This window comes from Streptosporangium sp. CA-115845 (assembly GCF_050943795.1).
Classification (GTDB): domain Bacteria; phylum Actinomycetota; class Actinomycetes; order Streptosporangiales; family Streptosporangiaceae; genus Streptosporangium.
Window position 1 is genome coordinate 375169 of the sequence record NZ_CP191988.1, and the last position, 25387, is coordinate 400555.

Annotated in this window: 29 protein-coding genes; 13 read left to right on the plus strand and 16 right to left on the minus strand. The window is 68.4% G+C overall.

Annotated features, from left to right (window positions below):
- Positions 1-2 precede the first annotated feature (2 nt).
- A complete protein-coding gene (locus tag ACQP0P_RS03765; RefSeq protein ID WP_433370887.1) occupies positions 3-275 on the plus strand; it encodes a GlsB/YeaQ/YmgE family stress response membrane protein in 273 nt (90 codons plus the stop codon).
- A 330-nt stretch (positions 276-605) separates the two neighbouring features.
- Here the strand turns inward: ACQP0P_RS03765 and ACQP0P_RS03770 are convergent, their stop codons facing one another.
- The 3 genes from ACQP0P_RS03770 to ACQP0P_RS03780 form a co-directional block, all read right to left on the minus strand.
- Positions 606-1052, minus strand: coding sequence for a hypothetical protein (locus ACQP0P_RS03770; RefSeq protein WP_433370890.1), 447 nt, complete (start codon positions 1050-1052; stop codon positions 606-608).
- Positions 1045-1644, minus strand: a complete 600-nt coding sequence (locus tag ACQP0P_RS03775) for a hypothetical protein (RefSeq protein WP_433370893.1) — start codon at positions 1642-1644, stop codon at positions 1045-1047. Before ACQP0P_RS03775 ends, ACQP0P_RS03770 begins: the two co-directional genes overlap by 8 nt.
- A gap of 191 nt (positions 1645-1835) precedes the next feature.
- On the minus strand, positions 1836-1991 hold the full coding sequence (locus tag ACQP0P_RS03780) for a DUF6461 domain-containing protein (protein WP_433381668.1): 156 nt from the start codon (positions 1989-1991) through the stop codon (positions 1836-1838).
- Between the two features lie 156 nt (positions 1992-2147).
- On the opposite strand from ACQP0P_RS03780, the gene ACQP0P_RS03785 reads away from it, so the two are divergent.
- Positions 2148-2381, plus strand: coding sequence for a DUF1707 SHOCT-like domain-containing protein (locus tag ACQP0P_RS03785; protein ID WP_433370896.1), 234 nt, complete (start codon positions 2148-2150; stop codon positions 2379-2381).
- A gap of 62 nt (positions 2382-2443) precedes the next feature.
- On the plus strand, positions 2444-2677 hold the full coding sequence (locus tag ACQP0P_RS03790; RefSeq protein WP_433370899.1) for a hypothetical protein: 234 nt from the start codon (positions 2444-2446) through the stop codon (positions 2675-2677).
- A 64-nt stretch (positions 2678-2741) separates the two neighbouring features.
- On the opposite strand, the gene ACQP0P_RS03795 is transcribed toward ACQP0P_RS03790, so the two are convergent.
- The 4 genes from ACQP0P_RS03795 to ACQP0P_RS03810 all read right to left on the minus strand — a co-directional run bounded on the left by ACQP0P_RS03795 (position 2742) and on the right by ACQP0P_RS03810 (position 5494).
- Positions 2742-3809: a leucine-rich repeat domain-containing protein gene (locus ACQP0P_RS03795; protein ID WP_433370901.1), complete on the minus strand. Its 1068-nt coding sequence runs from the start codon at positions 3807-3809 to the stop codon at positions 2742-2744.
- A 255-nt stretch (positions 3810-4064) separates the two neighbouring features.
- On the minus strand, positions 4065-4289 hold the full coding sequence (locus ACQP0P_RS03800) for a DUF397 domain-containing protein (RefSeq protein WP_433370904.1): 225 nt from the start codon (positions 4287-4289) through the stop codon (positions 4065-4067).
- A gap of 108 nt (positions 4290-4397) precedes the next feature.
- Complete coding sequence (locus ACQP0P_RS03805; RefSeq protein ID WP_433370907.1) at positions 4398-4637, minus strand: DUF397 domain-containing protein; 240 nt, start codon at positions 4635-4637, stop codon at positions 4398-4400.
- The gene (locus ACQP0P_RS03810) at positions 4634-5494 is read right to left on the minus strand and encodes a helix-turn-helix domain-containing protein (RefSeq protein WP_433370909.1); all 861 of its coding nucleotides are present in this window, start codon (positions 5492-5494) and stop codon (positions 4634-4636) included. The genes ACQP0P_RS03805 and ACQP0P_RS03810 overlap by 4 nt, the downstream gene beginning before the upstream one ends.
- Before the next feature lie 208 nt (positions 5495-5702).
- Between ACQP0P_RS03810 and ACQP0P_RS03815 the strand changes: the two genes are divergently transcribed.
- Both ACQP0P_RS03815 and ACQP0P_RS03820 read left to right on the plus strand, forming a co-directional pair.
- Positions 5703-5990, plus strand: a complete 288-nt coding sequence (locus ACQP0P_RS03815) for a hypothetical protein (protein ID WP_433370912.1) — start codon at positions 5703-5705, stop codon at positions 5988-5990.
- Positions 5987-6541 carry an ATP-binding protein gene (locus tag ACQP0P_RS03820; protein WP_433370914.1) on the plus strand — a complete coding sequence of 185 codons (555 nt, stop codon included), beginning with the start codon at positions 5987-5989 and terminating at the stop codon, positions 6539-6541. The genes ACQP0P_RS03815 and ACQP0P_RS03820 overlap by 4 nt, the downstream gene beginning before the upstream one ends.
- 709 nt (positions 6542-7250) lie before the next feature.
- Here the strand turns inward: ACQP0P_RS03820 and ACQP0P_RS03825 are convergent.
- The 3 genes from ACQP0P_RS03825 to ACQP0P_RS03835 all read right to left on the minus strand — a co-directional run bounded on the left by ACQP0P_RS03825 (position 7251) and on the right by ACQP0P_RS03835 (position 9313).
- Positions 7251-7727, minus strand: coding sequence for a hypothetical protein (locus ACQP0P_RS03825; RefSeq protein ID WP_433370917.1), 477 nt, complete (start codon positions 7725-7727; stop codon positions 7251-7253).
- 138 nt (positions 7728-7865) lie between these two features.
- On the minus strand, positions 7866-8528 hold the full coding sequence (locus ACQP0P_RS03830) for a hypothetical protein (protein WP_433370920.1): 663 nt from the start codon (positions 8526-8528) through the stop codon (positions 7866-7868).
- The gene (locus ACQP0P_RS03835; protein ID WP_433370923.1) at positions 8525-9313 is read right to left on the minus strand and encodes an RNA polymerase sigma factor; all 789 of its coding nucleotides are present in this window, start codon (positions 9311-9313) and stop codon (positions 8525-8527) included. The genes ACQP0P_RS03830 and ACQP0P_RS03835 overlap by 4 nt, the downstream gene beginning before the upstream one ends.
- Positions 9314-9482: 169 nt before the next feature.
- On the opposite strand from ACQP0P_RS03835, the gene ACQP0P_RS03840 reads away from it, so the two are divergent.
- Both ACQP0P_RS03840 and ACQP0P_RS03845 read left to right on the plus strand, forming a co-directional pair.
- Positions 9483-9803 carry a hypothetical protein gene (locus ACQP0P_RS03840; protein WP_433370926.1) on the plus strand — a complete coding sequence of 107 codons (321 nt, stop codon included), beginning with the start codon at positions 9483-9485 and terminating at the stop codon, positions 9801-9803.
- A 137-nt stretch (positions 9804-9940) separates the two neighbouring features.
- Positions 9941-10069: a hypothetical protein gene (locus ACQP0P_RS03845; RefSeq protein ID WP_433370929.1), complete on the plus strand. Its 129-nt coding sequence runs from the start codon at positions 9941-9943 to the stop codon at positions 10067-10069.
- A gap of 484 nt (positions 10070-10553) precedes the next feature.
- Here ACQP0P_RS03845 and ACQP0P_RS03850 read toward each other — a convergent pair whose 3' ends face one another.
- The 3 genes from ACQP0P_RS03850 to ACQP0P_RS03860 all read right to left on the minus strand — a co-directional run bounded on the left by ACQP0P_RS03850 (position 10554) and on the right by ACQP0P_RS03860 (position 14328).
- On the minus strand, positions 10554-12611 hold the full coding sequence (locus ACQP0P_RS03850) for a glycosyltransferase family protein (protein ID WP_433370931.1): 2058 nt from the start codon (positions 12609-12611) through the stop codon (positions 10554-10556).
- Between the two features lie 63 nt (positions 12612-12674).
- Positions 12675-13844 (minus strand): non-hydrolyzing UDP-N-acetylglucosamine 2-epimerase, encoded by a 1170-nt coding sequence (gene wecB, locus ACQP0P_RS03855; protein WP_433370933.1) that lies wholly within the window; start codon positions 13842-13844, stop codon positions 12675-12677.
- Between the two features lie 49 nt (positions 13845-13893).
- Positions 13894-14328 (minus strand): hypothetical protein, encoded by a 435-nt coding sequence (locus ACQP0P_RS03860; protein WP_433370936.1) that lies wholly within the window; start codon positions 14326-14328, stop codon positions 13894-13896.
- Here ACQP0P_RS03860 and ACQP0P_RS03865 point away from each other — a divergent pair.
- The 5 genes from ACQP0P_RS03865 to ACQP0P_RS03885 all read left to right on the plus strand — a co-directional run bounded on the left by ACQP0P_RS03865 (position 14285) and on the right by ACQP0P_RS03885 (position 20988).
- Positions 14285-15916 (plus strand): glycosyltransferase family 4 protein, encoded by a 1632-nt coding sequence (locus ACQP0P_RS03865; protein ID WP_433370938.1) that lies wholly within the window; start codon positions 14285-14287, stop codon positions 15914-15916. The two genes, ACQP0P_RS03860 and ACQP0P_RS03865, sit on opposite strands and share 44 nt — an antisense overlap.
- A 129-nt stretch (positions 15917-16045) precedes the next feature.
- Complete coding sequence (locus ACQP0P_RS03870) at positions 16046-17311, plus strand: nucleotide sugar dehydrogenase (protein WP_433370941.1); 1266 nt, start codon at positions 16046-16048, stop codon at positions 17309-17311.
- A gap of 19 nt (positions 17312-17330) precedes the next feature.
- Positions 17331-18419 (plus strand): glycosyltransferase, encoded by a 1089-nt coding sequence (locus tag ACQP0P_RS03875; RefSeq protein WP_433370944.1) that lies wholly within the window; start codon positions 17331-17333, stop codon positions 18417-18419.
- A gap of 60 nt (positions 18420-18479) precedes the next feature.
- On the plus strand, positions 18480-20303 hold the full coding sequence (locus ACQP0P_RS03880; RefSeq protein WP_433370946.1) for a DUF4434 domain-containing protein: 1824 nt from the start codon (positions 18480-18482) through the stop codon (positions 20301-20303).
- A gap of 19 nt (positions 20304-20322) precedes the next feature.
- Positions 20323-20988 carry an NUDIX hydrolase gene (locus ACQP0P_RS03885; protein WP_433370949.1) on the plus strand — a complete coding sequence of 222 codons (666 nt, stop codon included), beginning with the start codon at positions 20323-20325 and terminating at the stop codon, positions 20986-20988.
- A gap of 73 nt (positions 20989-21061) precedes the next feature.
- On the opposite strand, the gene ACQP0P_RS03890 is transcribed toward ACQP0P_RS03885, so the two are convergent.
- The gene (locus ACQP0P_RS03890) at positions 21062-21724 is read right to left on the minus strand and encodes a Uma2 family endonuclease (protein WP_433370952.1); all 663 of its coding nucleotides are present in this window, start codon (positions 21722-21724) and stop codon (positions 21062-21064) included.
- A gap of 62 nt (positions 21725-21786) precedes the next feature.
- Between ACQP0P_RS03890 and hisC the strand changes: the two genes are divergently transcribed.
- Complete coding sequence (gene hisC / locus ACQP0P_RS03895; RefSeq protein ID WP_433370955.1) at positions 21787-22848, plus strand: histidinol-phosphate transaminase; 1062 nt, start codon at positions 21787-21789, stop codon at positions 22846-22848.
- 78 nt (positions 22849-22926) lie between these two features.
- Here hisC and ACQP0P_RS03900 read toward each other — a convergent pair whose 3' ends face one another.
- Both ACQP0P_RS03900 and ACQP0P_RS03905 read right to left on the minus strand, forming a co-directional pair.
- Positions 22927-23868: an EamA family transporter gene (locus tag ACQP0P_RS03900; protein ID WP_433370958.1), complete on the minus strand. Its 942-nt coding sequence runs from the start codon at positions 23866-23868 to the stop codon at positions 22927-22929.
- A 220-nt stretch (positions 23869-24088) separates the two neighbouring features.
- Positions 24089-25378 carry a GTP cyclohydrolase IIa gene (locus tag ACQP0P_RS03905; protein WP_350922997.1) on the minus strand — a complete coding sequence of 430 codons (1290 nt, stop codon included), beginning with the start codon at positions 25376-25378 and terminating at the stop codon, positions 24089-24091.
- Positions 25379-25387: the final 9 nt, after the last annotated feature.

The following is a 25387-nucleotide window of genomic DNA, read 5'->3' on the forward strand; positions in this document are numbered from 1 at the left end:
ACATGACAGTCACCGGCATCATCACCGCCATCGTCATCGGCGCCGTCATCGGTGCCCTGGGTCGGCTCGTCGTGCCCGGCAAGCAGGCCATCCCGATCTGGCTGACCATCGTCATCGGTATCGTCGCCGCCCTCATCGGCACCGCGATCGCCGGAGCGCTCGGCGTCGCCACCACGTCGGGCATCGACTGGATCGAACTCGTCATCCAGATCGCCCTGGCCGCCGTCGGCGTCCTCCTGGCGGTGAGCCTGTACGGCAGGCGAGGCGTCCGGTAACCAAGTCCCCCCTCCGTGACCGGGGGCCGGTTCCCACGCGGGAGACCCCGAGAACTCGGACATCAGCGCCCCCGGCACCCACGACGGCCTCGGCCCGGAGCTCTCCGGTCCGGGGCCGTTCGCCTACCGGGGTGGCAGGCGCCCCCCGCCGGGGACGGCCTGGCGACCTGCTGCACCCTTTCGAAGGTCGGTCGCCCGCAGCGGGGCCTCGGCGCTGTCGACCAGCTCGCGGTCGGCCACCGGGCCGTCGGAGCCCCTTGCTCAGATGTCGGGGGTGGCCGCGTTCCAACAGCCCGCCCAGCGTGTGATCACTTTCCAAACCGAAGTCTGTCAGTTCGCACGCTTGCGCCGACGAGGCGGTTTGGCGAGATCATGGCAACGAGCCACCAGGTCCTCGATCTCAGGCAGGTTCGGATTCGTGTCGCCGTCGTCGCAACAGGCGGGCTTAGTACGTTCACCTGCCGGCGGTGCGTTCAGCCCACACACCTCCCACAGCGAGGTATAGACATCGTGCGTTCGGTTACGCTCGTCATGAGGCCCCAGCATGAGCACCCATGCACGGCCCGGCTCTTCAAAGGCGACCACAACGCGCATGGCGCCTCTCAGGTGCTTGACGCACAACCGGCTCACCGGGATCTCCCCGGTGAGCCGATACCCGAGGGCCGCGCAACCTCGTGCTTCCAGTTCGCCGATGGAGGTGACGAAGGCTCTCAGGTCCGCTCCGCGCAAGGTTTCGCCCTGCTTCTCCGCGAGAACCGAGAGATAGACCTCAGTCACCGGTGGTCAGTTCCGAGTTCTTGGAACTCCACTCTGCCTTGATCTCTCGCCATGGACGGCCCTCGCCCCGTTCCATCTGCCGAAGGCCGTCGGCCAGCTGATCGTTCTCCAGAAGTCCCCGGTCCTGTAGGCGGTGCCAGACCGCCTCGACGAGGTTACGACTGCGACCGGCCCGGCGTAGATCCTGAACGAGTGTCGCCACGGCGTACAGGCGCTCGGCCTCAAGCATCAGGCGTGGCCCTCCCCTGACCGGGATGAGCAGTCCTTCCTTGACCCATGCGCGAACCGTCTTCTCGTCAATGCCGAGAATCTTCGAGGCAATCGTCGCCCGCACCGGCTCGGCGTGGGCGAGCAGGTCCTGGACGACTTCTCTGACCGTGTCGCGGGTGCCGGTCTCATGGGTGCTGGCAGCCACTCCGTCCAATCGCTGAGCTTGGTCGAACAGCGCCCGCGTCGCACGCTCCTCGATCTCTTTCCTGCGAGGAGAGTGTGCGGCACCGGCTACTTCATGATCACGTTGCGCCGGGAGCGTCCGATGCTTCTGCTTCTTGGCCGCTCCTGCCGAGGGTTTCCGGGGCTTGACATCAGCCATGCGGTGGACCTCCCTTCCCTCTCATCTTACTCCCTGTTTTAGCCTAAAAATCAGGAGTCAAGCTCGGGCCCCTTGCTCAGATGGAGCGTTCGGGTTGACGCCGGTGCACAGATGTCGCAGCAACCCATCAAACGCCCCTCGTGATACACCGGCTGCGGCTACCTCATCGGGACACGAATGACGGGTCTTGCTCACCTCGGTTCAGGGGTGGCTCCGCACAGGTAGGTGGATTCCTCCAGCGACTCCAGTGTCAGCGTGACTCCAGTGAGACGCTCGGCCAGGCAGAACGCCGGCCCGCCATGGGAAGCTGAATGCCTCCCGCCGACGGGCGGAATCTGTGCCGGGATCTGCGGGCTACCGCCTCATCCTTGGTTCACGCGGCTTACTCCGATCGGCATCGGCCGCGTTTGTGCCCGTATTTCTGTATCATCGACTACACGGCCGCTGAGTCCCCGGAATCCTTCCACCGTGGTGAACTGCGCGTCTCCCACGACCGTGAAGCGGTGGCGGCACGGCTGAGCGAGGCGGCGGCCGAGGGCCGTATCGACCTCTCCGAGCTCGATGAGCGGCTGGAACGGGCGCTGTCCGCCAAGACCTACGCCGATCTGGCGCCCCTCGCCGCCGACCTGCCGCCCGTGGTTCCGCCTGACTCGGGACGGCCGCTGGTCCTCAAGGGAGGCATGCACGGCGCGGCGCGCGTCGGGCGCTGGCAGGTACCCACGAAGGTGATCGCGTAGGCGGCCTGGGCGGTGCCAGGCTCGATTTCACCCAGACCGACTGTCGGCTACCCGAGGTCGAGGTGGAAGCACACGGCCAGATGGCCGGGGTCACGATCATTCTCCCGGACGGCTGGGTCGTGGAGACCGGCGATATGGATCCCGGCCTCGGCGGTCTGAAGGACAAGACCACTTCCGACCGGCTGCCGGGCACACCACTGACCCGCCTTACCGGCACCGATGGCGCGGCAGGCGTGGTCGTCCGCCATCTCAACCGCTGGGAACGCCGCAAGCTGAAGCGCGGCCAGTCGCGGTGAGCGACAAGGTCACGAAAATACTCAGTGATCACATTTGAGATACTTCGCGGAATGGAGACGGAGATCAGATAGAGCCGTGGCCTGGTGGGGCCGGTGAAATCTTCTGACCCCGCCAACCCCAACGCTCCTCATAGAAGACACTCAGTAGGAGCCTGGTGCCCTCGCTGAGGGCGGGAAGGTCGCCCAGCCAATCGGGCAGAACGGTCAGCGGGTTATCGCTCACACTGAGCTCGGTGAGGGCGGTGAGGTTGCCCAGCGACTCGGGCAGAACGGTCAACTGGTTATCCCTCAGGTAGAGGTCGGTGAGGGCGGTGAGGTTGCCCACCGACTCAGGCAGAACAGTCAGCCGGTTACCGCCCACACTGAGGGCGCTGAGAGCGGTGAGGTTGCCCAGCGACTCAGGTAGAGCGGTCAACCGGTTAGCGCCCAGGCGGAGTTCGGTGAGGGCGGTGAGGTTGCCCAGCGACTCGGGCAGAGCGGTCAACCGGTTATCGACCAGGTCGAGCTCGGTGAGGGCGGTGAGTCTGCCTACCGACTCGGGCAGAACAGTCAGCCGGTTACTGCCCACACTGAGCTCGGTGAGGGCGGTGAGGTTGCCCACTGACTCTGGCAGAGCGGTCAATCGGTTACCTCCCAGGTAGAGCCATTCGAGGGCGGTGAGGTTGCCCAGCGACTCGGGCAGAACGGTCAACTGGTTACCGTTCAGGTAGAGCCAGTAGAGCTCGGTGAGGTTCCCCACTGAGTCAGGTAGAACGGTCAGTCGGTTGTTATGCAGATAGAGCTCGGTGAGGGCGGTGAGGTTGCCCACTGACTCAGGCAGAGCGGTCAGCCGGTTGTCATGCAGGGAGAGCCATTCGAGGGCGGTGAGGTTGCCCAGCGACTCAGGCAGAACAGTCAACTGGTTACCGCCCAGGGAGAGGTTGATGAGGGCGGTGAGGTTCCACACTGACTCGGGCAGAGCGGTCAGCCGGTTGTCATACAGATAGAGGCTGGTCAGATGGGTGAGATCGCCGAGAAATTCCGGCACCGTGTCCAGGTCGAGCCCGGACAGGTCCAGCGTGGTCGATCCCTCTCGCAGGCACCTGTCGATCCGCTCGTCAGCGGTCATCGGGTCGTTCCCGGTCTCCGGCAAGATCTCTCTCCTCGTCGTTGCTCGGATGCTCGGGCGTTTCGGGCACGAGGGTCGAGGGTGAGGCTATGGATCGACGCTGGGAACCTGCTTGGAGGGCGCTGAGGACCGGCTTGCGGATGGGACATCGATGTCGGCGAACGCCAAGCAAACGGTCTCGACCGCGCGCATGAGATCAGAGGTGAAAACGGCGGCGAGGCCGTCATAGGGCACCTGCGTCCCTCACCTCTCAGGAACCTTCTCTGACCTGTCACACGATCAGGGACAGGTGTCGAAGTCTCCGGTCTTGACGCGGCCGAGGAAGGCGGTCCAGCCATCTGGTGAGAAGGCGAGCGTGGCGCCGCCAGGATCCTTCGAATCGCGGACGGCGACCAGGCCCGAAACGAAGGCGACCTCGACACAGTTGTCCGTCGTTCCCTGACTGCGCGAACTCTTCCGCCACCCCAGACGGGCTAGATCCCTCTCTGGCTGGTTCTCCGCCATCCAGCATCTCTTTTCCCTTGGCCCAGGCGCTGTCCTCCAGGTTTGCTGCCTACTGCGCGATGAGCAATCTCAAAGCTTCAGAAACCAGGAGCAGCGTCTCCCGCTTGACTACCTCAGTTTGTCGAACCTGCCGTTCTTGACACCGTTGAGGAAGGCTCGCCACTCGTCAGGCGAGAAGACCAACGCTGGCCCCAAGGGATCCTTACTGTCTCGGACGGCCGCGATACCGGGGAGGTTGGTGGCGACCTCGACACAGTCGGCACCACCATTGCCGCTGAGGCTGCTCTTGTGCCAGACGGCGTGAAACAGGTCGAGGAAGTCTCGCGGCTCACGCTCTTCTACGGTCACGAAGTCATCTCCTCTATGACCGCGCTCATCAGCGCGACGGACTCGTTCGGCGGCAGGGCAGCCGCGCGAATATGGTCGAAAATGAGTCTATACCTGCGTACTTCCTCTGGCTTTTCCAGATACATGGAGCCTGTCAGATACTCGACGTAAGCAACATGAGTTTCGGAAGGCTGAGGGAACTCCAGGAGATGGAAGGGGCCGAGCATGCCAGGGTGGGCGCCTCCGGCGAAGGGCAGTACCTGAAGAGTGACCCCTGCGAGTCGCCGCGCGTCACGGAGGCTGAGAAGTTGCTCACGCATTGTCGCCGGTCCGCCGATGGCGTGCCGTAGAGCCGCTTCGCTCATCACCGCCCACAGCTCCGGTGGGTTCGACCGGGTAAGGAGTTTCTGCCTTACCAGGCGCAGGGCGACAAGCCTGTCGATTTCCTCCTCGGGCATTCCGGGGTGGTCGGCTTCGATGACGGCGCGCGCATATGCCTCAGTCTGGAGAAGGCCAGGGATCAGCTGAGGTTGGTAGGTCTGGATTGACGTGGCCTCGGCTTCGAGCCCGATGAAAACTTCAAACCATGGCGGTACCGCGTCTCCGTGGGCGTGCCACCACCCTCGTTTGCTCGCTTCGCGTGCGAGATCAAGTACAGCTTGGGTCTCGTCGTCGGCTGATTTGTACAGATCGAGGAGTTGAACGAGAACCTTCTGACGGATGGTGACCCTGCCGGTCTCGAAGCGGCTGATCGTCGAATCAGAGCGACCAATATGCTCGCCCGCTTGGATAGAGGACACATTCGCGCGCTCACGGAGCCGGCGGAGTTCCATGCCGAGTTGGCGTCGCCGAACAGTAGGGCTCTGACCTTCGGTCACGTGTCCACCTTCATGAGATTTCCGCCGGGTTGACCTATTTCGCGAATCAAACTTTCCGTGAAGTCCTTCTTCATGCATATGCATTTGGGGTTGCATATGGGGCTGCATGGCTGCATGCTCTGAGCATACGGTCAATGACAGTGCGTAAGCATCAACGTCTCTGAAAGTGCGAGCGGGCCAGTTCAACAGACAAGGGGAAGGACGGGCTGTGAAGCCACGTGATCCGCAAGAGCAGTTGATTCACCTGGTGCGGCTGGGGTGGGACCTGCGAGGTCTGGGGGTGAGCACCTCGCTAATGCTTCCCCAGGTGGGGCCGCCGATCCTGGAGGTCATGGCGGCGGGCGAGACCCGGGTCCGGATCGCCGTCATCCGGCGCGCCTGCGGCTGGGTGTTCGTCTGGCGGCCCTGGTGGGCCAGGGTGTGGAGGCCGGGCGAAGGGGTCTGGGCCGGGGCCGACAACGCCGCCGACGTCATCGTCTCGGCGGCGATCGCATGAACACCTACGGGCAGGCCACCTGCCGCTACGAACGCCGGCGGGCAACCGCAGCACGCTGGGCCGTACTACACCCGCTGGGTCACGCCGAGTTCGCGGGCCTGGCCTGCTCGGTCGCGACGGTCCGCGCCTGGGCACGAGACCTGCTCACCGGCAGGGTCGACGACTCCGCCCTCGACGACGTGGTACTGCTGCTCAGCGAGGTCGTGACGAACTCCGTCGTCCACTCCGACTCCGGAAGGACAGCAGCAGGATCGATCACGGTCTGCCTGGGCCTGGGTGGCGGCATGATCCACGCCGAGGTCATCGACGACGGCTCGGCGACCAGCCTCCCCTTCGTCCGCGCGGCCGGACCCGACAGCGACGGCGGACGCGGCCTGCTCCTGGTCGAAACCATGTCCACCGCCTGGGGCACCCACCACGACCCCGAAGCAGGCACCGCCGTCTGGTTCCACCTCCCAACCAACGAAACCAACAGAACCGACGAAACCAACAGAACCGACGGAGCCAACAGAACCGGCGGACCTGACGGACCCGGCTCCCTCTCCAGTTGACCCGTCTGATCCACCTGACCGAAGTCCCTCTCCCGAGGCGTACCCCTCCCTCCGGTCACAGTGGCGATCCGAGTCGCGGTGTGCCTGTCCGGCTGGACCACGGTAGAGCGGTGGAGCGAGGTACCCTCCGGTCACAATGGCGGTCCGAGTCGCGGTGTGCCCCATCAGACGACCACACTCGCCCCCGAGCCAAGCCATGACCGGCAACGACAAGCCACAACAAGCCGACCGGCGACGGCAAATCACGACGGGCCTGACGAACCACGGTGAGCCCCCTGCGCTCCTTCCCGCACCGGCGCTTCAGCTACGGCGATGGCTCCAGAACGCCCCCCGTACGGATCGCTTCAGCGTCGAAGAGCCCAATGGGCGGCCCGCAAGGAAGCGGCTACGGTCCGCAGGCCGTACGGCGAGACAAGGGGTGCGCGGAGGTGGGCGGGTGCTCCGGGCGGCTTATAAGAATCCGCAACCACCGCGCCCGCCAGGCCGAAGGCCTGACCCCCAGACCCGCCACCAACAACGGCCGCCCGGAGCACCCGCCCACCGGAGCGCGAACACGTCCCCGCCAGAGAACACGTCCCCGCCAGAGAACACGTCCCCGCCAGAGAACGCGTCCTTGCAAGAGAACGCGTCCTTGCAAGAAAACGCGTTCCCGCAAGAGCAGTCGGCTCGTCATCGAGCACACCGGACCCCGCGACGGCCCGGCCAAAAATCAGATCATCACATGCGCGTCCGGATGCCCCACGAAGGAGAACTGCGCGTTCCGGGTGAGCTTGATGTCGTCGGCCTGCCAGGTGTGCATGCCCGCGTCGCCGCTGCGCCAGTAGACGAAGTTGAACCGGTCGGCGGAGTAGATCTTGACCCGGTCCTCCTTGAGCCGGCGGACCAGGCGGGTGTCCTCGCCCCGGGTGACGTCCTCGAAGCCGTAGTGCCGGAACATGTCCGCCCTGCCGAGGAAGGTGCCGCCCTGCACCAGGAAGGCGTAACGGTGCTCCAGCCCCGGCAGACGCAGCATCGTGGTGTTGCTGCCCTCGAAGTAGGCGTAGTGCGCGCCCTTGCCGACCAGCTCGGCGTCGGAGTAGTCGAACTGGCGGTGAGCCTGTACGGCAGGCGAGGCGTCCGGTAACCAAGTCCACCCGTGTTCGGTCTCCGGGTCCCGGGGGGGACCCCGGGCCCCGGAGACCGGCACCCACCACGGCCCCGGCCCGGAACGCTCCGGGCCGGGGCCGTCGTCACGTGCCGCACCACCGTCCCGAACGTGCCACAGGTGCGGCAGGCGCCCCTGTCGGGATGGCCTGGCGGCCTGCCGCACCTGTGGAGAGATGGGTCAGCCGCCCGTGGGCGGGCCGAGCGGGGCCTCGGTGCTGTCGACCAGCTCGCAGTCGGCCACGGATCCGTCGGAGACCCGTGCCCAGATGCCGGCGGCGATCACCCCGGCCGAACTCTCGCCGACGCTGAACTCCAGTACGGCGGTCTGGCCGTCCTTGACGACCCTGGGGTCGATCGTGAAGCCCACCTCCTGGCCCTTCGGTGCCGGCCAGACGCTGAGCGGAGCCTCTTGGTTGGACAGGAAGCTCTGGCTGCGGGGCTGGGGGCTGCACTTCTTGCCTGTCGGGATGTAGTCCACGACCGCGTTGAGTCCCATGCCCCGTAGGCTCGCCTGGAGGTCCTTGGGGTTCTTGGCCTCGTTGATGGTGATGTGGATGGTGCCGTCGGGGTTCTGCGCCACGGCGTAGGCCGGGTTCCCCCCGGAGACGAACACCGGTACGGCCACCGCAAGTGCCGCGGTGGCGACCAGGGCGGGGATGAGGAAGGCCGGACGCCGCAGTACTCGCTTCCGCGGCCGGACTTCCTGGTCGATCTCCTGCATCATGAGCTCCTTGAGCAGTCGGCGACGGCCCGCCGGAAGGTCCCGCTCCACCGGGACCGGCAGCAGCCGGGCCAGCTCCTCGATCTGACCGGGGTCAGGCTGGGGCCTGGCGGCATTCATAGGGCTCTCTCCTGAACGGACCGGACCGCGTTGTCGCGGTCACCATTTACCTGTCCGGGCCGCGACCGCGGTTCCCGAGTCTCCCCGGCCATCCGCATGGGGCGCCGTACGTCTCCGACGGCCTGCCCCGGGTCCGCGTGTCCCGGGTCCGCGTGTCCCGAGTCCACGTGTCCCGGGTCCGCGTGTTCTGGCCGCCACCGCGCTTCCCGTGCTCTCCCGGGCGTCCGCCCGAAACGTGATGGTTCCCGGCTGCTCTTCACAGCGTCCACGGCGAGCTTCCGCAACCTCTTCCTCGCCCGGGAGAGCCGGGAGCGGACCGTGCCCATCGGTACGCCGAGTGCCTCCGCCGCCTCGGCGTACCCGAGCCCGGCCCACACGCACAGCGCGATCACCTCCCGCTCGGACCTGCGCAGTGTGCCCAGCGCGACCCGGACCGAAGCCAGCAACTCGTCGTCGTCGACGCGCCCCGCCACCTCCTCGGCGATGTCCGGCACCACCCCGCCCGGAGGCAGCCTGGCCAGCGCCCCCTCGTGCCGCCGCAAGGCGCGGTTGACGTTACGGGCGACGTTGGTCGCGACGCCCAGCAGCCAGGGCCGCAGCGAACCGCCCTCCCCGTCGACCCTGCCCCGCAGCCGCCATGCCTCCAGGAAGGTCACCGACACCACGTCCTCGGCGACCGACCAGTCGCCGGTCAGCCGGAAGGCGTGGTTGTAGACCGAGCGTGCGTGGTCGTCGAACAGCCGGCTGAAGGCGTCCGGATCTCCGGCGCGCACCCGGGCGCGCATAGTCGTCTCCACACACATGTACTGTCCGCTCGAACCCACCGGTTCCTAAGATTCAGGACATCATGCTCGCCCGCGCCTGATGTCATCTCTCACGGCCCCGGGGTTTCGGCGGCGGAGCGTTGCAGCCGGTTGCAAGCTGTGCCCAACAGGACGCCGATAAATTCTGGTCATGAACCTCCGCATGGCGTCGTCCAAGTCCTGGGCCGCGCTCGTCGTCGGTGTGCTCGCCGTCGTCGTGCGCGTGGACCTGACCACCCTGACGGTCAACGGGCAGTCCACCTGCGACTACACCGACCTTGCGGGGATCGGTCTGGGCGGTCTCGCGATGTTCATCGCCCTGGTGGCCGGGTGGGATGCCGTCACCGGTCTCACCGACTATCAACCCCGGGTGCGCAAGGGCGTCACCTTGGGGGTGATCGCTCTCGCGCTTCTTCTCGGCACGGTCGGCCTGCTCAAGGGCTTTGCCGTCATCATGAGTCCCTGCGGCTGAAACCCCTGGTGTCCGGTGCGCGCCGTCAGAAACTGTGGAACCTGCGGGGCCGACCCTGAGATCACCCAGAGCCTGCACGAGGGCCTGGCTCTCGCCGAGCGGCCGACTTCATCGCTACCAACGAGATCCCCGCATGCTTGCGGTTCACCGTGAGGGCGAAGGGCGAGCTGTGGCTGCTCACCGACGTCGCGGTGCCCTCCGGACGGGAGGACGAGGCGCGGGCGTTGGTTCAGCGGTTTCAGATCGAAGTGCTCAAATCGCGCTGATGGCCTTTGGCTCAGGCGCTGTTCCCAGGGCCCGCTCCTACTACACGATGAGCAACCTCAAATCATCAGAAACCAGGAGCAGCATCTCCCATTTGAGACGAACCATGGTGAGCCCTCTGCGCTCCTTCCCGCACCGGCGCTTCAGCTACGACGACGGACCCAGAACGCCCCCCGTACGGATTGCTTCAGCGTCGAAGAGCCCGATGGGCGGTCCGCGAGGAAGCGGCTACGGCCCGCAGGGCGTACGGCAAGGCAAGGGGTGCGCGGAGGTGGGTGGGTGCTCCGGGCGGCTTATAAGAATCCGCAACCAGCGCGCCCGCCAGGCCGAAGGCCTGACCCTCCAGACCCGCCACCAACAACGGCCGCCCGGAGCACCCGCCCACCGGAGCGCGAACACGTCCCCGCAAGAGAACGCGTCCCCGCAAGAGCAGCCGACCCGTCATCGAGCACGCCGGAAACCCCCCGCGACGCCCCGGCCAGAAAATCAGATCATCACATGCGCGTCCGGATGCCCCACGAAGGAGAACTGCGCGTTCCGGGTGAGCTTGATGTCGTCGGCCTGCCAGGTGTGCATGCCCGCGTCGCCGCTGCGCCAGTAGACGAAGTTGAACCGGTCCGCGGAGTAGATCTTGACCCGGTCCTCCTTGAGCCGGCGGACCAGGCGGGTGTCCTCGCCCCGGGTGACGTCCTCGAAGCCGTAGTGCCGGAACATGTCGGCCCTGCCGAGGAAGGTGCCGCCCTGCACCAGGAAGGCGTAACGGTGCTCCAGCCCCGGCAGACGCAGCATCGTGGTGTTGCTGCCCTCGAAGTAGGCGTAGTGCGCGCCCTTGCCGACCAGTTCGGCGTCGGAGTAGTCGAAGGCGCGGGCCAGGTCCGACAGGTAGTGCTCGCCGTACAGGTTGTCGTCGTCCATCTTGGCGATCAGCTCGCCCTCCGCGGCGGCGATGCCCAGGTTGAGGCAGGCGCCCAGCGACAGTGACGCGTCGGCGGGCAGCACCACGACGTCGGTGATCCCGGCCATCCGCGCCTTGTCCGCCACCACGACGGGGTCGATGTCCAGGCCGTGCAGGACCATGACGAGCTGGACGGGGCGGTGGATCTGCTTGGCCACCGAGGAGATCGCGTGCTCGATCTGGGCGGCGCGGTTGGTGGGCAGCACCACCGAGATCGACCGGGTCCGCCGCTGCACCGGCTTGCCGAGCAGTTCCAGGATCTGGTCCACCCGGTGCGAGAACAGGTGCTTGTCGAAGACCTCGCGCATCGCCAGGTGCCCCTGGCGGGCACGCAGCTCGGGGCTGTTGATCAGGTGCAGGACCTGGTTGTACGACTCCAGCTCGTCACGGGCGATCGGGATCAGCGACCCGAAGGTCTCCTCGATGGCCCGAGACCAGCCCGAGACGATCGACGTCGAGCAGGCCGACAGCTCGAAGACCCGGCGGGCGCACATGGTCGGCGAGTCGAGCACCGAGTTCACGTTGAGGAAGACCTTGTACATCTTGTACGCGGCCAGCATCTGGTCGTACGGGAGTTCGCCCACGATGTGCGGGACGTACTCGGCAGGCCAGGCGTACTTCTCGTCCACGGTCCCGTTGCGCGCGAAGATGTGCAGGCCGAGCTCGCGGATCGGGGCGAGGACGGTCTCCATCTGCTCGCGGCGCTCGGGGTGCTTGTCCCTGAAGTACATGCCGGCGAAGACCACGTCGTTCAGGCGGCCGCGCTTCTCCTGGATCGGGTTGTGCACCCGGGGCTGCGCGGCGAACTGCAGCACGTCGACCCGGTCGTGGCCCAGCACCTCGCGGTAGCGGGGCACCATGTCGCCGTCGCAGGTGAAGACGTAGTCGAACAGCTTGGCCGTGTCGATGAAGAAGTCAAAGTTCGGCGGGTCCTCCTTGTTCCAGAAGACCGTGGGGACGCCCTCGGCGCGGCACCAGTCGATCAGGGCGCGCAGCTCGGGCTTGGGGGCGTTCGTCCCGGTCATCTGGTAGCGCCAGCGGCCCTGGTTGCCGTGCCAGGCCGACTCCACGAACAGGATCTCGGGACGGCGCTCGGCGAAGATCTCCGGCCAGTCGCGGAGCCCGAACTCGATCTGGTCCCACTCGTACTTGAACGCCATCCGGGAGAAGTCGTCCAGGATGACCGCGACCTTCATGTCCGGACGGACGATCGGACCGGCCGGCCACTTGACCTGCGGCACGTCGACCACGGGCCCCTGCTGGTCGAGCTCGGCGACCACCTCGGCCACCGGGCGGGGCGGCTTGGGGCCCTTGCGCGACCGCATCGCGGAGCGCAGCCTGCCCGGCAGCGCGGTGACCCCCGATCCCTTGGCCGCGGTCAGCGCCTCGGCCACCCGGTACGGGCGCTGCACCTTGGTCGACTCCAGCTTCCACTGCGCGTAGTCGGCCTTCGCCTGGGCGATGGCGAGCCGCCGCTCAAGGTCCCGGACACGCTCCTCGAAGCGCTCGACGACCTTGCGCTCCTCGGGCAGCCAGTTGATCGGCCCAAGACGCTGGAACTTCGGCTCTTCGGGGGTCTCTTCGCTCATGGGGGATCGCCTTTGTCCGGGGTCGTGCCAGGCTACGGCCTATGCCGTGCCGAAATAGCCGTTTTAAAGGGATTTGGGCGGTACGGCTTGCCCAGCCGGGGAGAGGTTGCCGCCGCGCAGCCAGTTCTCGATCACTCGGGCGATCCGGGGACCGGCCTTGCCGTCCCAGAGCGGGGGCAGCTCACCGGAAGGCGTCGCCGCGCCGTCCGCCAGTGCCAGGTCGGCGGCGGCGGGCAACTGCGCGGGGGTGACCAGCCGGTTGGTGCCGTGCGTGATGGTGATCGGCCGCTCGGTGTTGGGCCGCACGGTGAGGCAGGGGACGCCCAGCATGGTCGTCTCCTCCTGCACGCCGCCGGAGTCGGTGACCACCAGGGTCGCGCCCCGCACCAGCGACAGGAAGTCCACGTAGCCCAGCGGATCGACGATGCGCAGCTTCTCGGTGTCCACCAGCCCGGCCTCGGCCAGGCGGGTCCGGCCGCGCGGGTGCAGCGGCACCACGATCGGGAGGCGCTCGCTCACCGAGAGCACCGCCTCGACCAGCTCCTTGGCGGAGACGGGGTCGTCGACGTTGCCGGGACGATGCAGGGTGGCCACCCCGTACCGCTCGGGCAGGCCGAGCCGGGAGCGGACCGGGGCCGGATCGAGGTGGTCCAGCGCCGAGAACAGGCTGTCGATCATCGGGTTGCCGACGAGGTGCACCCGGGCCGGGTCGACCCCCTCGGCGGCCAGGTGGGAGAGCGCGTCGGGAGAGGTGGCGAAGAGGATGTCGGACAGCGCGTCGGTGACGACCCGGTTGACCTCCTCCGGCATCTCCCGGTCGAAGGAGCGCAGGCCCGCCTCCACGTGCGCGGTCGGCACGTGCAGCTTGGCGCACACCAGGATCGCGGCCAGCGTCGAGTTCACGTCGCCGTAGACGACGACCAGCGTCGGCCGCTGCTCAAGCACCACGTCCTCAAGGCCGACGAGCAGCGCCGCCGTCTGGCGGGCGTGCGAGCCGGAACCGACGCCCAGGTTGGCGATCGGCTCGGGGAGGCCGAGGTCGGCGAAGAACACGTCGGACATGAGCGCGTCGTAGTGCTGGCCGGTGTGGATGATGCCCTGTCGCACGCCCAGTTCGGTGAGCGCGCGCACCACCGGAGCGGCCTTCACGAAGTTGGGCCGCGCGCCGAGCACGTGCAGGACAAGGGGATTCTCGGGGCCCTGGGAAGCGCCCGGACCGGCAAAGTCCCTCATTGACCTCGCCTTTCATGCGGCAGTGGGGCAAACCTTGCCTATGGTACGGTCACGGCGTGGTATCCGATGCCAACAGGCCAGACTCCCCCTCGGTTCCCGCGAAGCCCTCGGCTCCCGAGAAGCCCTCGGCGCCGGCGACCCCCGCCATATCGGTGACGCCTCCGGCCGCCGAGCCTGACGCGGAGCCGGTGGCGACCTCGGGCACGGTGACGACCCCGGAGGCGGAAACCCCCTCCGAACCGGAGACGACCTCGGCCGTGGAGATGCCTCCGGCCGTGGAGATGCCCACGGAGCCCGCCCCGCCGCCGAGTGCGGAGACGCCCCCGGTCGTGGAGACGCTTCCCGGTTCGGACACGCCCCAGGCGTCGGCGACGCTTCCCACTCCAGCGACGCCCCAGGCCGAGGAGAAGGTCCCCGCGGAGCCGGCGTCACCGGCCCCGGTGTCGGCGAAGTCGGCCAGGGCCGGCCTGCGCGGGCTGATCAAGGGTTTCGTCCAGCATCCGGTGATCGTCTCCCGGGTCGTGGCGACAAAGGTCAAGTCCGACCCGGTACGCGTGGCGCAGGCGGCGGCCGAGGCGCTCCCGCCGAGTGTCCGTCCCGTCGTGGGCCGGTTCGCCTGGCCCGTCGCGCGCCGAGCCAAGATCGTTGTCCGCAAGCTCGGCATGCGCATGGTGAAGGGCCCGTGGACCGAGGCGAAGGAGCACTTCGACGCCGGCCGGATGAGCGAGGCCGCCGAGGTGCTCCAGGCCCACACCCGCTACCCCTTCATCAGGCGCCGGGCCGCCTACTACGCCGGAGAACTGGCCGCGATCCAGCCGAACCCGATCCCGCCCAAGGCGAAGGTGATCGTGGGCGAGCGGTTCCACGGCCGGGTGCTGCACTGCGTGACCAACGCGCTGCCGTACACGCAGGCCGGATACACGGTTCGCACGCACCGCATCGTCACCTCGCAGAAGGCCGCCGGGCTGGATCCGCACGTCGTGACCAGCTGGGGCTGGCCGATGATGCAGGGCCACGCCGACGCGACGCCGTACGAGGAGATCGACGGGATTCCCTACCACCGGCTGATCCCGAGTGGTGAGGTGCCCTTCGAGAGCCAGGGGCGGATGATCCGGGGCGCCGGAGAGGTCACCGAGCTGGTCAGGACCCTGCGTCCGCAGGTGCTGCACGCCGCGACCGACCACCGGAACGGCTCGGTGGCGCTGGCGGTGCGTGAGCGGACCGGCACGCCGATGGTCTACGAGGTCCGGGGCTTCCTGGAGGAGACCTGGGCCTCCCGCGACCCCAAACGCATCGGCAGCCAGCGGCACGTGCTCCAGCGCGACCGCGAGGCGTTCATCATGCGCTCCGCCGACGCGGTGGTCACCCTCGCCGAGACCATGGCAGCCGAGATCGTCGAGCGCGGGGTGCCGAGAGAAAAGATCTACCTGGCGCCGAACGCGGTGGACGACTCGCTGCTCAGTGCCGAGTACGACGGTGCGGCGTTCCGCGCCGCCTACGGCATCGAGCCCGGGGACATCGTCATGGGTTCGGTGTCGAGCATCGTGGCCTACGAGGGCTTCGCCACCATGGTCAACGCTGCCGCGCTGCTGCGGGACGAGGGCGCACCGGTCAGGATGCTGCTCGTCGGTGACGGCGTGGAGCGGGCGGCACTGCTGGAGCAGGTCGAGGAACTGGGGCTCGGCGACATCGCGATCATGCCGGGACGGGTCGGCCCCGACGAGGCGCTGCAGGCCCAGGCGGCGATCGATATCTTCGTCTGTCCCCGCGAGGACCTGCGCGTCTGCCGACTTGTTACGCCATTGAAACCGGTCGAGGCGATGGCTCTCGGCAAACCGGTCGTGCTGAGCGACCTGCCCGCCCTGTCGGAGCTCGTGGGCTCCGAGGGCGCCGGGCTCCTGGTGCCGGCGGGAGACCCCGAGGCACTGGCCAAGGCGATCGCCGGACTGCGTGACGATCCGGGACGGAGGGCCGAGATGGGTGAGGCCGGCCGGGCAGAGGTGGCCGCGAAGCGTACGTGGAGCCGCATCGCGGAGACGTACCGTGATATTTACCGATCGATTGCTGGTTAATGACCTTGTCATGGCACCGGGGATACCTGCCGTTTGTGATGCGTTCAATCACATTAGGCGTAGCTCGTTCGGACTTGAGATAGCCTTTGCGACCATGAAGTGTTGTTTCCGGCGTTCCAAGGTCATCCAGTGACTGCCTACGACCTGGCCATCATCGGTCTGGGCTACGTCGGCATGCCCCTGGCCAAGGAGGCCACGGCAGCCGGTCTGCGGGTCGTCGGCTTCGAGGTCGACCCCGGCAAGATCGCTGCTCTCAACGCGGGCCGGTCCTACATCGACGACCTGACCGACGCCGACCTTGAGCACATGCTGGCGGGGGGATTCACCGCCACGGGGGACGAGTCCGTTCTGGCCGACAGCCGGACCATCGTCATCTGCGTGCCGACCCCGCTCGACGAGGACCACCGCCCCGACCTGTCCGCGGTCGAGGGCGCCACCGGCACCGTCGCACGTAACCTCCGCGCGGGCTCGCTGGTGGTTCTGGAGTCCACCACCTGGCCCGGCACCACCGACGAGGTCGCCCGTCCCATCCTGGAGGAGGGCTCCGGCCTCACCGCGGGCACCGACTTCCACCTCGCCTTCTCGCCCGAGCGCATCGACCCGGGCAACCCCAAGTACGGCCTGCGCAACACCCCGAAGGTCGTCGGCGGCTACACCTCCGCCTGCAAGGACCGCGCGGTCGGGTTCTACTCCCAGTTCATCGAGCAGGTCGTGCCGGTCAGCGGCACCCGCGAGGCCGAGATGGCCAAGCTCCTGGAGAACACCTACCGCCACGTCAACATCGCCCTCGTCAACGAGATGGCGATCTTCTGCGACGAGCTGGGCGTCGACCTCTGGGAGTCGATCGAGGCCGCCGCCACCAAGCCGTTCGGCTTCCAGAAGTTCCTCCCCGGACCAGGTGTCGGTGGTCACTGCATCCCCGTCGACCCGTCCTACCTCTCCTACACGGTGCGCAAGCTGGGCTACCCGTTCCGCTTCGTCGAGCTGGCCCAGGAGATCAACGAGCGGATGCCGTCGTACGTGGTGGCCCGCGTGCAGCGTCTGCTCAACCGGCACAGGAAGCCGGTCAACGGCTCCAGGGTGCTGTTGCTCGGTGTCACGTACAAGCCCGACATCGCCGACGAGCGCGAGACCCCGGCCCTGCCGGTCGCGCGGGCGCTGCGGGAGCTGGGCGCGGAACTGGTCTTCGCCGACCCGTACGTCAAGGACTGGCGGGTCGACGGAGTTCAGGTACCGCGCGAGGAAGACCTCGCAAGGGGAGTCGTCGAAGCCGACGTGACGCTGTTGCTCCAGCAACACGCCGCCTTCGATCTGTCGATTGTCGAGGACCAAGGCAAGCTCGTGCTCGACACCCGAGGCGTGCTCGCCGAGGGTGAACGCGTCGAGCGGCTCTAGCGACGAAGGGCTGCGCGCAGTGCACGTGCTCGTCATGACCGTGGTGCATCATCCCGAGGACGCCCGGATCCTGCACCGGCAGATCCGCGCGCTCGTGGACGCCGGTCATGAGGTCACGTACGCGGCCCCGTACACGGCGCGGGGCGTCATGGCCCGATCCTGGGTGAACGGCGTCGACCTCCCCCGTGCGGCCGAGCGCAGGCGGCTGTCGGCGGTGCGCGCCGCGCGCAAGGTCTTCAAGCGCATGCGCGGCCAGGTGGACCTGGTGGTCATCCACGACCCGGAGCTGCTGCTCGCGGTGGTGGGGGTGCGCAAGCGGCCCCCGGTGGTCTGGGACGTGCACGAGGACACTCCGGCGACGTTGTCACTGAAGCCCTGGCTGCCGGCGTTCCTCCGCCCGCCGGCGCGCTTCATGGCCCGCCTGCTCGAAGGCACCGCCGAGCGGTACCTGCACCTGCTGCTGGCCGAGACCGCCTACGCCGGACGCTTCCGCCAGACCCACCTGGTGGTGCCCAACGAGACCTGGGTGCCCGACGAGGTGACGCCGCCGGGCGACGACCGCGTCGTCTACCTCGGCTGGCTGTCGGAGGCGCGCGGGGTGCGCGAGGCCATCGAGGTGGCCCGGCTGCTCCAGCCGTACCGGGTGTCGGTCGAGCTGATCGGCTACGCCGACCCGCAGTCGCGGCCGACCCTGAACGAGGCGGTGGCGGAGGGCGTACTGGAGTGGCGCGACTTCATGCCCAACGACGAGGCGCTCAAGCGGCTCGACGGCGCGCTGGCCGGTCTCTCCCTGCTGCACGACGAGCCCAACTACCGGCACTCCATGCCCACGAAGATCGTGGAGTACATGGCCCACGGCATTCCGGTGATCACCACCCCCTCGCCTCGCGCGGTGGAGCTGGTCGAGCGCTACGACAGCGGCATGGTCGTGCCCTGGCAGGACCCCAAGGCCGTGGCCCAGGCCGTGCTCTTCCTCCGCGACGACGCCTCAGCCAGGCATGCCCAGGGCGCTCGGGGGTATGCGGCGGCCCGTGCGAACCACCACTGGCCCAACTCGGCCCGTCGTTTCGTCGCCCAACTGGAGGCGTGGGCGGGCGTCAAGAGCTGATTTCCGGTATGGCAAAGCTCCTTATGTCTGCCAGATCACAAGAACGGTAGTGTCCTGAACGTGCGCTGGCTCATCGCTTTTCTGGGCGTGGCGATCCTCGCGGGAGTGGCGGCGTTCGTGATGATCACGCCTGCCGAAGACAGTTCTCCGACCAGCGTGAGCTCGCCACTCTCCCCCTCCCCCTCGCCTTCCCCCTCGGTTCCGGTCCCGGAGTCGACCGAGTTCACCGACCCGTGTGGAACGTTCGACACGGCCATGGCGGCGCCGTACGCGATCACCGGCTACTGGCTCGTCCCGACCGCCGACCACTGCACCTGGCGGCGGCAGTTCGCCGCCATCCACAAGGTGGGCGGTGACACCGTGATCCGGATCGGCTGGGGCCTGCAGGCCCGCAGGGTCGACGACGACGGCCGGATCCTCGACGGCGAGGGGAAGGTCGATCCCCGCTACGAGCCGTGCGAGGAGAACGGGGTGCCGTGCGTGACCGCGGCGGAGAACGACCTCAAGGCCGCGAACCCGGGCAACCGGGTGAGCTGGACGTTCGTCTACCGGACCGACGAGGCGTTCGGCTCCCAGCTCTTCCGCTGCCCCGAGTTCGAGCGGAAGATCGTCACGAGGAAGGCCGTCTTCTATCGGATCATCGCCACCGACGACGGCAGCGACGACGCGAGCTGCGAGAACATCAGGGGCAAGGGGCGCGGCTACCACGTGATCCTGATCGCGGGCGCGCACCAGGACAGCCTCACCGAGTTGCTCGATCTCGGCGACCAGTTCGGGGTGAAGGTGTTCCCCGCGCTGCCGCTGGCCCCTCGCGACCCGGCGCAGCAGACCCGGGCCGCCAAGCAGGGCACGAACACGCTCACCACGCTCACCCGGCGCATCATGCAGGACTACGGTGCCCGCTTCCGGGAACGGGCCTCGCTGGGCGGCTTCTACCAGCCGTTCGAGCTGCAGATGCGGGAGATGAAGTACACCGGCGAGTCGGACGACGACCACCCGACGCTCAGGATGTACGCCTCGCAGCACGAGATCGTCGAGCAGGAGATGCCGGGCAGGCCCGTCCTTGTCAGTCCCTACCTCGACGCCCGCAGGCAGCGGCCGTTCAGCGCCACTCCCAAGCAGGTGGCCAGGGGCTTCGAGGCCCTTGTCCGGACCGGGGTCGGGATCATCGCGCCGCAGGACAGCCGGGGAACGGGGAAGGTCGGGCTGTTCTGGCCCGACCAACGCGAGGAGAAGGTCGACAAGCGGCTGTGGCCGGTCGTCGGGGAGAAGACCAACGGCGAGGCTTACCACGGCTCGACCCGTGATTACTACCGGGAGATGTCAACCGTCCGGACGGAGATGGCCGAGCGGGGCCACAACGTGGAACTCTGGGCCAACGTCGAGGCATTCGAGCCGTCCGGCGAGGAGACCTGCGCGGCCGGGTACAAGAGGGGGAGCACCGACAAGGAACGGCTAGACGCTGCCGTGGCACAGGTCGGGCGCTACGTCTCCAAGGTCGTCTCCTACATGTGGAGCGACTTCTACACCTGCGGCTCGCCGTCCCTCGCCGAGGAGATCGCCCGCGACTGGAACCGGCCCATCGCGGCCGACGCGGTCCGCATGCAGCGCGACATCCAGGACGGTGTGGAGATCCGCGGCTACAACATGCCCATGGGGTCCAAGGTCACGATCACCTGGGAGGGCCAGCAGGAGCCCCGTGTCGTCGAGGTGGCCGGGGTGAACCTCACGGACATGCCGCCCGGCCTGCCGGTGCGGATGGAGACGGCGTGGATCCCGTTCGACTGGTCCCAGGTGCCCGAGGACGCCTGGGTCCAGGTCCTGGTCACCGCGGCCGACGGACGTGCCGCCTCCGAGCCGTTGCACGTCCGCGTGCGGCTCTGACCGGTGTAACGTGCCTGCCATGGTTCCGCGCATTCCCGTCAGCGTGGACCTGGTCGTCCTCACGGTGCGTTTCCAGGCGCTGAGCGCACTCGTCTGGCGGCGCGACAACCCGCCGTACGAGGGACGCTGGGCCCTGCCAGGCGGCTTCATCCACCTCGACGAGGACCTACCCGCCGCCGCGGAGCGGATCCTCGCGGAGCGGGCGGGCCTGCCGGGCGCCCCGGTACACCTGGAACAGCTCCAGACCTACGGCTACCCCGACCGCGACCCGCGCCAGCGCGTGCTGAGCGTGGCCTACCTCGGTCTCGCCCCCGACCTTCCCGCCTCCACCGAGGCGCACATGAGCTGGCAACCGGTCTCCGCGTTGCGCGAGATGGCCTTCGACCACCGGCGTATCCTGGTCGACGGGATCGAGCGGGCCCGGGGCAAGCTCGAATACACCCCGCTCGGCGCGGCCTTCTGCCCGCCGGAGTTCACGGTGGCCGAGCTGCGCCGGGTCTACGAGATCGTCTGGGGCCGCGTCCTCGACCCGCGGAACTTCCACCGCAAGGTCACCAGGGCCGAGGGCTTCCTGGTACCCACCGGCGACACCACCACCCGCGACGGCGGCCGCCCCGCCAAGCTCTACCGCCGTGGCCCCGCCACGTTCCTCCACCCCCCGATGCTCCGCTCCCTCAAGGAGTAGGGACGGTCGATCACGTCGCGGGTGCGGAGTTCGGGGGGCGCCGTGGTGAGCCGTGGACCCCGCCCGCGGCCGATCAGAGGTCGTCGATCTCCGTCAGGTCGATGTCGATGTCGAACGGGACGCCGACCTTCAACCGGTCGTGGTGGATCCCCATGAGCGCGTAGGTCCTGGTCGCCGGGTCCAGCTCGTAGACGTAGGCGACCGGGCGGTCGTCCTTCTCCTCGATCCGCCAGAAGTGGGTGATGCCGGCCTGGGCGTAGAGGACGGGCTTGCGCTCCCGGTCGCGGATCTCCGACTCGGCGGAGACCACCTCGACGGCGAGGACGACGTCGTCCGGTTGGTAGGTGGTCTGCTTCAGCCCCTTCACAGCCTCGGCACGGACCACCAGAACGTCCGGCTCGGGTCGTTGACGCCTTCCAAGTGTCACCGTCATCTCCCTGCGAACGCGCAGGTCGGCCGGAACGGCGCGACGTAGCTCGCTCTCCAGGAGAAAGAGCGCAGACATGTGGAAGTTGGTCTGGGGGCTCACGAAGACGAGAGTGCCATCGATGAGTTCCGTGTGCGGAGGGATCCCTCGAAGTCGGTCGAGGTCCTCGGCCGAGAAGCCCGCTTTGGGAGGAAACACCCAGGCGGGCAGCGGCTCCAGCTCGGGCGACTCCGTCTCGGCGTCCGGCGCCTCGGCGCTCGGCCTCTCGGCCAGCGGTGCGATGCTCATGTCGTCCTTCCGGTCGGGCATGCCTCTCACCTCCAGTCTTACAGGATGATGCCCCATCCGCCCGCTGCTCATAAAGTAAGGCCATGCCTCGTTTCCGCGCGATCCTGGACACAATGCCCCCTTACCGGGCGGGCAAGGCCGTGGTGTCCGCCGACGGCCGGTCCTACAAGCTCTCCTCGAACGAATCTCCCTACGAGCCGCTGCCCTCGGTCGTCGAGGCGGTCGCCAGGGCCGCGGCCCAGATGCACCGCTATCCCGATCCGGCCGCCACCGGGCTGACCGAGGCGCTCGCCGAGCGGTTCGGCGTGCCGCCCGAGCACATCGCACTCGGCGCGGGCTCGGTGACGGTGGCCCAGCAGCTCTTCGAGACCGTGAGCGAGCCGGGCGCCGAAGTGATCTACGCCTGGCGGTCCTTCGAGGCGTACCCGCTCCTGGCCGACCTGGCGGGGGCGACCTCGGTGCGGGTCCCGCTGCTGGGCGAGGGGCACCATCTGGAGGCCATGGCCGACGCGATCACCCCGCACACCCGCATGATCTTCGTCTGCAACCCGAACAACCCCACCGGCACCGTGGTCAAGGCGGCCGAGCTGGAGGCGTTCCTCGACCGGGTTCCGCAGGACGTGCTCGTCGTGCTCGACGAGGCCTACCACGAGTACGTCAGGGACGCCGGGGTCCCCGACGGGATCGCCGTCTACCGCGACCGGCCGAACGTGGCGGTGCTGCGGACCTTCTCCAAGGCGTACGGCCTGGCCGGGCTCCGGGTGGGCTACCTGATCGCCGCGGAGCCGGTGGCGTCGGCGGTCCGCAAGACGACCGTGCCGTTCGCGGTCAACCAACTCGCCCAGGTCGCCGCGATCGCCTCGCTGGCGGCCGAGGATGAGTTGCTGGAGCGGGTCGAGGTCGTGGTCAAGGAGCGCGACCGGGTCCGCGGCGCGCTCGTCGCCCAGGGCTGGACGGTGCCGGCGACCGAGGCCAACTTCGTCTGGCTCCGGCTGGGCGAGCGCACGCTCGACTTCGCCGAGGCGTGCGCGGCCGAGGGCGTCGCGGTGCGGCCCTTCGCCGGTGAGGGCGTCCGTGTCTCCATCGGCGATCCCGAGGCCAACGACACCTTCCTGGCGGCCGCGACGGCCTTCCCGAGGAGCTGACCGCCCCGCCGCGGCGCTTTCGGCGCCGGCCGGGAGCGTCATGACGGGACGACCGCCTCACGCGGGCGAGCCCGCGGCCTACACGGTCGCGGGCTCAGGGTCGGAGACGGGCTCCGGCTTCTTGCGTCGCTCCGTGGAGACGACCAGGGCCACGCCGAGGACGATCACCATGCCGCCCACGATCATCGGGCCGGTGACCTGCTCGCTCAGTACGAGGGCGCCCAGCACGACCGCCACGACCGGGTTGACGTAGGCGTAGGTGGAGACCAGCGAGATCGGGGCGTTGTTCAGCAGCCACACGTACGCCGTGAAGCCGACCAGCGATCCGACCATGATCAGGTAGGCGAGCGCGATCCACGACCGGGTGGAGACGCCCGCGAGGTCGACATGTTCGCCCACCACGGCGGAGGTCAGGGCGAGCCCGACGCCGCCGGCGGCCATCTCGACGGCGCTCGCGGTGAAGGGGTTCGCGGGCATCGGGATGCGGGACGTCAGGAACGAGCCGACCGACCAGGACAGCGACGCCAGCAGGATGATCACGATTCCGGTGCTGTCGGCCGCGCTGCTCCCACCGGTCAGCGAGAGGACCGCCACACCGCCGAACCCGATGAGCACCCCCGTGAGCGTCAGTACCTGAGGCCGGTCCCTGAACAGGACCCTGAAGATCACGAGCCAGAGTGGCGTCGAGGCCACCAGCAGCGCCGCCAGCCCGCTGGAGATGTGCTGCTCGGCCACGGCGACCATGCCGTTGCCGCCGTTCAGCAGCAGCAGGCCGACCAGGACGGCCCCACCGGCCTCCTTCCAGGTCATCCGGAAGGACTCGCGCCCCTTCAGCAGGCGCACCGCGACGCCGAGGATGAGCGCGGCCGTGACGAAGCGGATGGCGCCGCTGAGCAACGGGGGCATCGTCTCGATCACGATCATGATCGCGAGGTAGGTGGACCCCCACACCACATACACGATCGCCAGCGCCCCCCAGACGAGGAGCGCCTTACGGCTGTCAGCACTGTCATGACCCATAGCTCGTGACAATACTGGCAGGGCCCGACATCTCGCGCGCGGGGTGCGGCCCCCTCCGGCACGCTGAGATCGGCGCTCGCGGCCTGGCGGACTCTCGCCGTGCCGGGGCGGGGCGGACCGTGCCCCGGCCGGTCCCGCCATGCCGAGCCAGGCGGGCCGTGACCTGGGAGGTTCCGCCGTCCGGGTGCGGCGGAAGCCTCCAGGTCGAAAGGCGGAGGGCTCAGCGGGTGCCGAGCTTCTCCACGATCAGCCGGTACAACTGGCGGGGACGGCCGGGTTGCGGCGTCCGGTTCGGCGGAAGCGGCCACGCGAGTCCCTCGTCTACCAGCGTGCGCAGCAATCGTCGTGCCGTACGCGGGGTGACGCCCAGCATCTTGCCCGCGCCCTCCGCGTCCACCACCGTGTCCCCACCCTCAAGCTTGGCGGCCAGCCGGGCCAGCACCTCCACACCCTTGGGCTTCAGCGGTCCCGTGCCCTGGGGAGGCATCCTGGGCGCCGGGATCAGTGCCCTGCCCTCGCGGTCGACCGCGAAGCCCTGAGCCTGCTTGCCCGCCTGGGTGCGTGCCAGCGCGGCCCTGGCGTGCGACTCGGCGTCGTGGGTCGTACGGCCCATGCCGACGCCGACCTCGACCGCCAGGCCGAGTTCGTCACGGACCCGCGCGGCGAACGGCAGGACCCGGAACCCCTCGGTGGCCGCGGCCACCGAACCGCGGGTCGCGGTGACCATGTAGCTGTGATCGTCGACCGCGGTGACCGACGCGTTGATCCGGTTGGCCTCCTGCACCAGCAACCGGTGCAGGGAGAGCCGGAGCTCGTCGCGCCAGTAGCGTGGCGCGGCCCGGCGGACCGGCTCGCGCAACGTGGGCACCTCCACCAGGACCACGGTGAGTTGTGACTCCTCCAGCCGGTGGTGCGCGCCGAGCAGTGCCGCCGTGTGCAGCGCCGTACGCACCGCGGCGGAGGTGGGGCGGATCCTGACCACGGGCACCCCTGCCGTCTGAAGGCGGTCGGCGACCGCGGGCAGGCAGGTGAGCGCCCCGCTCGTGCTGCCCTGGCGGGCGAGGCGTTCATGGAAGGCCGCGATCGTGCCGGTGGCGCCCGGCTCGTCGCGGCTCTGTACGTCCCCTGAGGGAAGGCTCAGATCGCTATAGGCCTCCTCGACCTCTGCTCTGCTCAGGATGTCGATGCTGACCCTGCGTGGGTCTATCCGCTCGTCCATCGCGGCCCTTGCCAGCGCGGCGATCAGTGCGGCGCCGCCGAGCTGGACATACGTCGCGGGCATCGTCAGCACCCCCGATCGCCGGGCCAGGTCGTAGGGGACCGGGCTGGCGAACAGACACGCGTCCACCCCGGCTCCCAATCGAGTGACCTTGTCCGCGGCCTCCTGCTCATCACGGTATGCCGCCGCCACCAGGCGGCAGGGTAATGGGGCCGCCGCGTGCCCCATCAACATCACCCGTTCAACGAGGTCATGGGGGCCCACCACACCGATGGTGAGGTCTGGTGTCATGGCACCCGG

What these genes read in the sequence shown, in the direction of transcription:
- ACQP0P_RS03765 (WP_433370887.1), top strand. Translation starts at nt 3, where the DNA reads ATGACAGTCACCGGCATCATCACCGCCATCGTCATCGGCGCCGTCATC.
- ACQP0P_RS03775 (WP_433370893.1), bottom strand. Translation starts at nt 1,644, where the DNA reads ATGGCTGATGTCAAGCCCCGGAAACCCTCGGCAGGAGCGGCCAAGAAG.
- ACQP0P_RS03800 (WP_433370904.1), bottom strand. Translation starts at nt 4,289, where the DNA reads ATGGCGGAGAACCAGCCAGAGAGGGATCTAGCCCGTCTGGGGTGGCGG.
- ACQP0P_RS03820 (WP_433370914.1), top strand. Translation starts at nt 5,987, where the DNA reads ATGAACACCTACGGGCAGGCCACCTGCCGCTACGAACGCCGGCGGGCA.
- ACQP0P_RS03830 (WP_433370920.1), bottom strand. Translation starts at nt 8,528, where the DNA reads ATGAATGCCGCCAGGCCCCAGCCTGACCCCGGTCAGATCGAGGAGCTG.
- ACQP0P_RS03835 (WP_433370923.1), bottom strand. Translation starts at nt 9,313, where the DNA reads ATGCGCGCCCGGGTGCGCGCCGGAGATCCGGACGCCTTCAGCCGGCTG.
- ACQP0P_RS03840 (WP_433370926.1), top strand. Translation starts at nt 9,483, where the DNA reads ATGAACCTCCGCATGGCGTCGTCCAAGTCCTGGGCCGCGCTCGTCGTC.
- ACQP0P_RS03850 (WP_433370931.1), bottom strand. Translation starts at nt 12,611, where the DNA reads ATGAGCGAAGAGACCCCCGAAGAGCCGAAGTTCCAGCGTCTTGGGCCG.
- wecB (WP_433370933.1), bottom strand. Translation starts at nt 13,844, where the DNA reads ATGAGGGACTTTGCCGGTCCGGGCGCTTCCCAGGGCCCCGAGAATCCC.
- ACQP0P_RS03885 (WP_433370949.1), top strand. Translation starts at nt 20,323, where the DNA reads ATGGTTCCGCGCATTCCCGTCAGCGTGGACCTGGTCGTCCTCACGGTG.
- ACQP0P_RS03890 (WP_433370952.1), bottom strand. Translation starts at nt 21,724, where the DNA reads ATGCCCGACCGGAAGGACGACATGAGCATCGCACCGCTGGCCGAGAGG.
- hisC (WP_433370955.1), top strand. Translation starts at nt 21,787, where the DNA reads ATGCCTCGTTTCCGCGCGATCCTGGACACAATGCCCCCTTACCGGGCG.
- ACQP0P_RS03900 (WP_433370958.1), bottom strand. Translation starts at nt 23,868, where the DNA reads ATGGGTCATGACAGTGCTGACAGCCGTAAGGCGCTCCTCGTCTGGGGG.
- ACQP0P_RS03905 (WP_350922997.1), bottom strand. Translation starts at nt 25,378, where the DNA reads ATGACACCAGACCTCACCATCGGTGTGGTGGGCCCCCATGACCTCGTT.